The organism is Salinivibrio sp. SS2, from assembly GCF_001722075.1.
Classification (GTDB): domain Bacteria; phylum Pseudomonadota; class Gammaproteobacteria; order Enterobacterales; family Vibrionaceae; genus Salinivibrio; species Salinivibrio proteolyticus.
On record NZ_MEBP01000093.1, the window covers coordinates 1 to 7,662 of the forward strand.

Annotated in this window: 6 protein-coding genes, 1 pseudogene and 1 CRISPR repeat array; all 7 genes and pseudogenes read right to left on the reverse strand. The window is 50.5% G+C overall.

All coding sequences use genetic code 11. The annotated features are described in order from the left end of the window. Positions 1-193 precede the first annotated feature (193 nt). Positions 194-2,785: a CRISPR direct-repeat array (repeat unit 29 nt; unit sequence CGGTTCATCCCCGTGGGCACGGGGAACAC). Between the two features lie 78 nt (positions 2,786-2,863). Further along, on the reverse strand, positions 2,864-3,160 hold the full coding sequence (gene cas2e, locus BGK46_RS11135; RefSeq protein WP_069589326.1) for a type I-E CRISPR-associated endoribonuclease Cas2e: 297 nt from the start codon (positions 3,158-3,160) through the stop codon (positions 2,864-2,866). A gap of 3 nt (positions 3,161-3,163) precedes the next feature. Next, entirely contained in the window at positions 3,164-4,084 is a 921-nt protein-coding gene (gene cas1e, locus BGK46_RS11140; RefSeq protein WP_069361018.1) for a type I-E CRISPR-associated endonuclease Cas1e, read from the reverse strand. 27 nt (positions 4,085-4,111) lie between these two features. Further along, positions 4,112-4,783, reverse strand: coding sequence for a type I-E CRISPR-associated protein Cas6/Cse3/CasE (cas6e, locus tag BGK46_RS11145; RefSeq protein ID WP_254659686.1), 672 nt, complete (start codon positions 4,781-4,783; stop codon positions 4,112-4,114). Further along, entirely contained in the window at positions 4,767-5,516 is a 750-nt protein-coding gene (gene cas5e, locus BGK46_RS11150; RefSeq protein ID WP_069589328.1) for a type I-E CRISPR-associated protein Cas5/CasD, read from the reverse strand. The genes cas6e and cas5e overlap by 17 nt, the downstream gene beginning before the upstream one ends. A 12-nt stretch (positions 5,517-5,528) precedes the next feature. After that, positions 5,529-6,563, reverse strand: a complete 1,035-nt coding sequence (gene cas7e / locus BGK46_RS11155; RefSeq protein WP_069589330.1) for a type I-E CRISPR-associated protein Cas7/Cse4/CasC — start codon at positions 6,561-6,563, stop codon at positions 5,529-5,531. A gap of 16 nt (positions 6,564-6,579) precedes the next feature. Next, positions 6,580-7,137 carry a type I-E CRISPR-associated protein Cse2/CasB gene (casB, locus tag BGK46_RS11160; RefSeq protein ID WP_069361014.1) on the reverse strand — a complete coding sequence of 186 codons (558 nt, stop codon included), beginning with the start codon at positions 7,135-7,137 and terminating at the stop codon, positions 6,580-6,582. Beyond that, a pseudogene (locus tag BGK46_RS11165) lies at positions 7,137-7,505 on the reverse strand (type I-E CRISPR-associated protein Cse1/CasA); the annotation flags it as partial. The pseudogene BGK46_RS11165 and the gene casB, both read right to left, overlap by 1 nt. Positions 7,506-7,662 lie beyond the last annotated feature (157 nt).

Here is a 7,662-nt window from a genome sequence, read left to right on the forward strand (position 1 = left end):
TTGGCTTTGCTCATCATCTGTGACCTGTTTGAGGCGTTGATGATCTGATCGCGGCTCGGATAAGTTCAATGATTTAGGAAGCAACGCCACGCAGATGCACTAACTAAGTAATCGCAAGAGAGATTGCAGTACTGCAATCACCAATCATCTAAATCGACACCTCCATCATAGGGTTCCGTATCTTCGGCACTGTCGGTTCATCCCCGTGGGCACGGGGAACACCACCCAGAAATGATGTATAGCATGCGCTATCACGGTTCATCCCCGTGGGCACGGGGAACACTTGAGCTTAGGGTTTGCGCCTTCACGCTCTGGCGGTTCATCCCCGTGGGCACGGGGAACACTCCACCCGCAGTGATCGATAGCGCGTTAAATACGGTTCATCCCCGTGGGCACGGGGAACACACATAGACTTCCTGACCACTTACACTGCGCAGCGGTTCATCCCCGTGGGCACGGGGAACACGCCAGCTTAAAAAAGCGGTCAAGGTGGAGCAGAGGTTCATCCCCGTGGGCACGGGGAACACGCCAGCTTAAAAAAGCGGTCAAGGTGGAGCAGAGGTTCATCCCCGTGGGCACGGGGAACACTACCAAAAATAACAGACGTTTTTCGGGAAAAACGGTTCATCCCCGTGGGCACGGGGAACACGACAAAATGATCATATCCATAGTGAATAGCCACGGTTCATCCCCGTGGGCACGGGGAACACAACACCCGAAATCGCGACGCCAAGGTTATCGCCGGTTCATCCCCGTGGGCACGGGGAACACCACAAGGCCGCCTGTGACGGTGGTGTCAAAGTCGGTTCATCCCCGTGGGCACGGGGAACACAAAAATCGATTGACCGTGAAACGGGAAAAAACCGGTTCATCCCCGTGGGCACGGGGAACACTCGACAATGCAGGCCACGCCACCATTTGTCGCCGGTTCATCCCCGTGGGCACGGGGAACACGATTCATAATCACCTCAGCTAAAATCAAGTAACGGTTCATCCCCGTGGGCACGGGGAACACAACGAATACGGCGAGCCTAACCCGCATGTTCACGGTTCATCCCCGTGGGCACGGGGAACACAGGTTTAAGTGATACAGATTTGACGAGTTGCCCGGTTCATCCCCGTGGGCACGGGGAACACTTTGACTTCAATCCTCCCACCAGAGTTATTGACGGTTCATCCCCGTGGGCACGGGGAACACTCAACTTCTGGGACGGGAACATCCTCCACAACCGGTTCATCCCCGTGGGCACGGGGAACACGCAACGACGGCCACCGCGAAACGGCGCGGGATGCGGTTCATCCCCGTGGGCACGGGGAACACGGAGTGTTGCAATAGTGGCTCGTTAATCACTGCGGTTCATCCCCGTGGGCACGGGGAACACATGAATATTAACTACCGCCATTTGCGGCCTGTCGGTTCATCCCCGTGGGCACGGGGAACACGGTTATAAAAGGGTAAAGCGCCATGATCTTTCCGGTTCATCCCCGTGGGCACGGGGAACACAAAAATCGATTGACCGTGAAACGGGAAAAAACCGGTTCATCCCCGTGGGCACGGGGAACACATCCAGATATCTACGTTGGTAACTCTCGTAATCGGTTCATCCCCGTGGGCACGGGGAACACGTGAGCGGGTTTTCCTGATCAAACCAAAACATCGGTTCATCCCCGTGGGCACGGGGAACACGATAATGCCTCAGCACTTTGTTTGCGCCACCACGGTTCATCCCCGTGGGCACGGGGAACACGATGGATATAAGCAACACGCGCAGAGACATCACGGTTCATCCCCGTGGGCACGGGGAACACGCAAGATGGGCACTCTTTTGCTGATGTTGATACGGTTCATCCCCGTGGGCACGGGGAACACGATGGTGTCGTTGCCGACACCGATTTTTTGTCCGGTTCATCCCCGTGGGCACGGGGAACACATATAGGTGCGTACATCGCGAACCTGGTTGTACGGTTCATCCCCGTGGGCACGGGGAACACTCACCGCTGGCGATGACATAACGCTCGGAAGCCGGTTCATCCCCGTGGGCACGGGGAACACAATTACCGCAAACATACGCCGCTGAGTGCGTGCGGTTCATCCCCGTGGGCACGGGGAACACTCACATAGCCCATCCAATCACCGGTATCTGCGCGGTTCATCCCCGTGGGCACGGGGAACACATCGATGGGGAGGGTTTGCACTACGCTGCCAGCGGTTCATCCCCGTGGGCACGGGGAACACTCATCCATTTCAACAGTGGTCATAACAATATCCGGTTCATCCCCGTGGGCACGGGGAACACAGCGGCCCCACGTATTCGCGTGTTTTGGTTTTCGGTTCATCCCCGTGGGCACGGGGAACACAAAGAACATCCCGTTACCATCGACACCGAACTCGGTTCATCCCCGTGGGCACGGGGAACACTGCCAAAATGTCTGCACGCCTCTTGTGACAAACGGTTCATCCCCGTGGGCACGGGGAACACCATATTATGCTCTTCAGCTAAGGCGATAAGCGCGGTTCATCCCCGTGGGCACGGGGAACACCACTCAACCTCTTTTCTAATCGCGATCATTAGCGGTTCATCCCCGTGGGCACGGGGAACACGAATGCGGCGTTGTAGTTCACCACCCATTCGACGGTTCATCCCCGTGGGCACGGGGAACACATTAAACGGCGAACCAGTATTCAAAAGTTATGCGGTTCATCCCCGTGGGCACGGGGAACACGTCTTGGGCGATGGAATACAAATCAGTGGCCTCGGTTCATCCCCGTGGGCACGGGGAACACTCTAAACGGATATTACTGTTTTATATAACAAAAATCGACCTGCATTTTTCTACCAACTTTTTAAAGAGCAAACTGGGCTTATTTATCCTCATCACTCGGCTTGAATACCACCAACCTTAAACCATCCAAATCGACAGGCTCTCGGCGATTCTCACCATAAGTTTGAAAGTCAAAACCTGATTCATTATTCACCGCCCAACACATCACCACGTTGCCTACATCAGCGAGTTCAGTTATCTGCTCCCAAATCATTTCCCGCACGCGACGTGTTACATCGCCCACATAAACACCAGCGCGAACTTCGAGCAGCCAGACAGCAAGTCTGCCACGTAACCTTGGCGGTACGGCTTCGGTGACGACAACAAGCATACTCATTATCTAGCCGCTCCTATGTCCGCTATCACCGATTGATTTTGGCTCAGGTATAGCTGGTGGTTGGGCGTCATGAGGCGGTTCAGGCGGTGTAATATCACCTGCCGCTAATACCTCTTCGATCATCGGAATAATATTTTTCAATAACTTGCTGGTTCTAAAGAGTTCACGACAAGCAAGGCGTACTTGTCTGTCAGGTGCCGCGGGTGAAGAAGCGGCAACTTTGAAGGCGAGTGGTACGACCGTGTCAAATTTAACAATGTCTGCAATATCATAAACGAACGAAAGTGGTTTACCCGAGTGGATAAATCCAATCGCCGGCGCGTAACCAGCTGCTAAAATAGCCGCTTCAGTCACGCCATAAAGGCAACTGGTCGCCGCACTAATACATTGATTGGTCACATCGCCTTTATCCCAGTCATTTGGATCATAGTTGCGGCCATGCCATTCAACGCCGTATTGCTTGGCCAATATTTTGTAGCTGTTGCGTACTCGAGCCCCTTCAATACCACGTAATTGTTCAACACTACGTCTTTGAGGCGCCGGCTCACCAAATCGTCGCTCAAACATTTTACGCACGACTTTTAGACGTAAATCAGGGTCAAGCGCAAGCTGCGCTTGGTATAAAAGACGATCAGACCGCGCACCGCCAGGTTGCCCCACAGAATACAGTCTCACTCCTGCTTCACCGACCCAAATCAATAATGTACCCGTTGTTGCCGCGAGTTTAACCGCAGCATGACTGATGCGCGTACCCGGCTCCAACATAATGCATACCACTGAGCCCACTGGGATATGCATTCGTTCACCATTCACCTCATCAATCACAACAAAGGCACCATCACGCACATCAATGCGCCCCATCCCGACAAAAACCATCGAACGCCTGTCTTTTATCGGGATAGGTTTTAACGGAATGAACCCCATGGTTCCTCCATATTTATTGGCCGATATCTACGCAGGCCGAATCAGCATTAACCCACAACCCATAGCTTTGGCGCGCCCAAAACCTTTTGCGTATTGTTCCAAAAAGCGTTCGCTGTCTTGGAGCGTTAAAGTACCGCGAGCATCCACACTCGAAAACTGCACATGCGCGCCATTCTTTTTCCGACTTTGATGTTGGGTATATCCCTCAATCGTTGGTACGTTATCGAATGTAACACCCCACTGCGACAATCGATTTTCATCACAAAGCCATTGTTGCGCGGCCTTATCCATAGTTTCCTGCAATGCGATAGCGCTCACTTCCCCCACCTGCTTTTTCGCATGCATAAGGACATCGTGCCGCTGTCGCTTTCCTTTTGCATCTGTCACACAAATCGTCGGGTTAACCCTTAGCTGAAAATGAAGTCTCTGGCCATTGTATAACTGGGGCGAAAATGGCTTGACTTGGAGGTCGAACACACCGGTTTCATCTTGTGGTGGAATAGTAGAAAGCACATAAAACAGAGGCCGTCCCGTGGTTTGTTCTTGCTCCTCTCGATATATAAACGGTCGCTCACTCGCATGACGAAAGAGTTGCCAAATGATTTGGTGAGCACTGTATGCACCATTGTGGCCAAATTTTGAGATCAGTTTAACTGCTTGTGCCGATGACAGTAGCCGGACTTTAGACAGATACATCATTGGCCTCCTCTACCGTCAATTGATGCATAACGCGTTGTTTAAATTGCCAACGACCGCGATTGATAGGCTCATCCCAAGGGTGGGTGGTTAATACGCGCTCATCATCAATTTCTCCCACATCGCCTTCCCAAAAGTAAGTCGCATAAGGTGTCGCCCCCAGCCAGAGTGCATCGCTTTTATTTGATGCTGTTATCGCTGGAAAATCGATATCTAATGCTGACTTTAAATCAGCATTGGCCACCAAGGTAGGTTGTAGTGGTAAGGCCGGTGGACATGATTTTCTCCCCAAAGAAAGGGGATACACAGGCTTTAACAACGCCTTTTTTAGCTCGTTTAATGACATAGTAGCCGAGGGCGAGAGCCACACTGCAACTACCCACAAACCGTCACAACGATAATCACGTTTTGAGAGCACAGTTTGTAGTTTCTTTCCCATTTTTAATTCACTGTGGCGCGTGCGATGTATGCGCTTTTTATCGTGACTCGGCACCTGCGCGGTATGGTAGTCACGCAAAAGCGAACCCGGTACACACTGTTTGATGCCGATACATACGCTTTGTTGCAAGCTCAAAAGCTGCGTTTCATCATCCCGTTTTATGCCAAGTGCCGCCCCAAGTAATCCAAGTACGGCTGAACGCGACGGATACGCGCTGGTGGGTCTGTCGCCACCAACGGCTGGCTCCCCCCAACTGGCTAGCGGTCCATATAGTCGAAAAACAAGATAATCTCGCATCTTGCCTCCCACTTATTCTGTAACGAAGTTGAGTAGTTCATCAAACGAGCCGCTACCCTCAAATACATTTAATGCATAGCGGCTATCTGCACACGCACCATACACTTGATCGAATTTTTGCACTTGATCGTTGAGCGCCGCTACGGCCGCTTGACCTTGATCGGGATCGTTAATGGGCTTAAGAAACGCTACCGATAATTGTCTTGGCTGGTGTTCGCCTTTCTCGGCTAAAACAAAACTCGCGTAAGCACGTGAAGCAAAGCTATTTTGTTTTCCTGAAGGTGCTACTTTAACCGCCGCTTCCGTCAGGGCTTTGATCGCACTATCGGCAAGTGCCTCATCACCCTGCAAGTTGTCAATCAACTGCGTTTTGTTGATGCAGATATAGGAATAGAATAAGGCGGCCGCGAAACCCGCTTCGCCAAGGTGAGCAGAGCCCGCATCTTCCTTTTTGTTGTTCAAATCATCCACAGCGGTAAAATAATCATCTTCCACAACCACGCTATGAACACTCAATGCATGCGCAACTTGGCAGGCGGCCTCCACATTAAACGATGGCGAAGAGGCTAGCATACGGCCAAATAAGGCGATATCGGCTGCTGCATGATCTGCCTTTAATAAGTCCAGTTCTTCTTTTTTTGGCGCACGATTTTCTTCTGCCAATATCGCGATCAAAGAGCGTGCTGCATCTTGCTCTTCTGGGCTAATATGAACAAGTTGCTCGATATCTAGTTGATCTTTCTTGATTTGACCAAAAACCCCTGCTATCTCTGCCGCCCATGCTTTGGCGGATTTTTCGGTCACACCTTGTTCGATAAGCTCACTGTATAACTGTCGGCCGAAACGTTTGGTCCGAATCCCAATTTTACCTGCCAAGGCCGTTTCAAAGACTTCTGATGTCCGCCAATGGCGTTTTAAACTTTGCGAGCTCACACGCAAGCGCTCAAATCCGCCCATTTTTGCGGTTTTGGGCCGACCTAAATCGTCACGGTTCAGGTTAGAAGGCGCATAAGAAGTCAGTAGGTGTAGTTGAATAAATTGGCTCATTCTCTTTTCCTTTTTTCTATTTAGTTCCCGCTGCGCGGTAATAGTCCATTGCCCATTGAACAGTGATGCGTTTATCTGCTTGACGAGGATAAAATTGGCTGTGTTCCTCAAACCATTGATAGATATCTTTCGCCAAAGATGAAACCAAAACACTGTGATCAAGCTGATGCAGGATCCTTCTTAAACGGCGCAGAAATTCATCCGGTGTCTTGGTATCTTGCAGTTGTGCAAAGCGCAGCTCACTCACTCTCGATTTATCACTTTGTGCTTTACTCCCCGCCGCCGTTGCCAGATTGTGTGCGCTATCATGCTTCACATGTACTAGCGCACCAGCAATAGCTGCCCAGCATTCCATGTCACTTGATGTGGCATGCTCCGTTATAGGAGCAGGCAAGCTTTGCCATAAGGCACGAAACCCCGGGGTCAGCATAACGGCGTCAAGATCTCGACAACGTTTTAGCTGTGCTTTTTGTGCGTTTGGGGCTGGCGTGATACCTTTTTTGTATAATTCATTCGGTGATAAGTACATACTTTGCCACCAGCGTAAAACACTATGTTGTAGTGTACTATCCATTAGGCGATCTCCTTATCAATCGCAATATCGTGTTCACGAATAAATGCTTTTATATCTTTACTGTTAAATAGCCACCAGCTTAGAGTCTGTCTCGCTTTAATCCGTCTCGCCATATTCCTCACATTACCCAGCTCAGTCATGGCATAACCATCAAATAAGTCGAAACATACAGCGCGTAATGTGTTGAGCCATTTTTTTGCTTGTTCCGACGTTAAGCTCTCGTCTTCTTGCTCTATATTTTCAATCAACTGCGACACGGCAGTAAAAAAAGCAGACTCCGTCTTCTGCCAGAACGCGAGATCGATAAAAGATGTATCGCCTTTCGCATCCTTTGGACGATCAAACCACGCATTTTTAATTTGGTCGCGTAGCTGCTTAAGACTTTTGACCGACGTTGTTTCCTAAATCATTGAACTTATCACTCTAGCGGCGATCAGATCATCAACGCCTCAAAACCGGTCTCAGATGATGAGCAAAGCCAAGTATAAAATAGCAATGGTAGAAAACAAAGTAAAAAAATAAAAA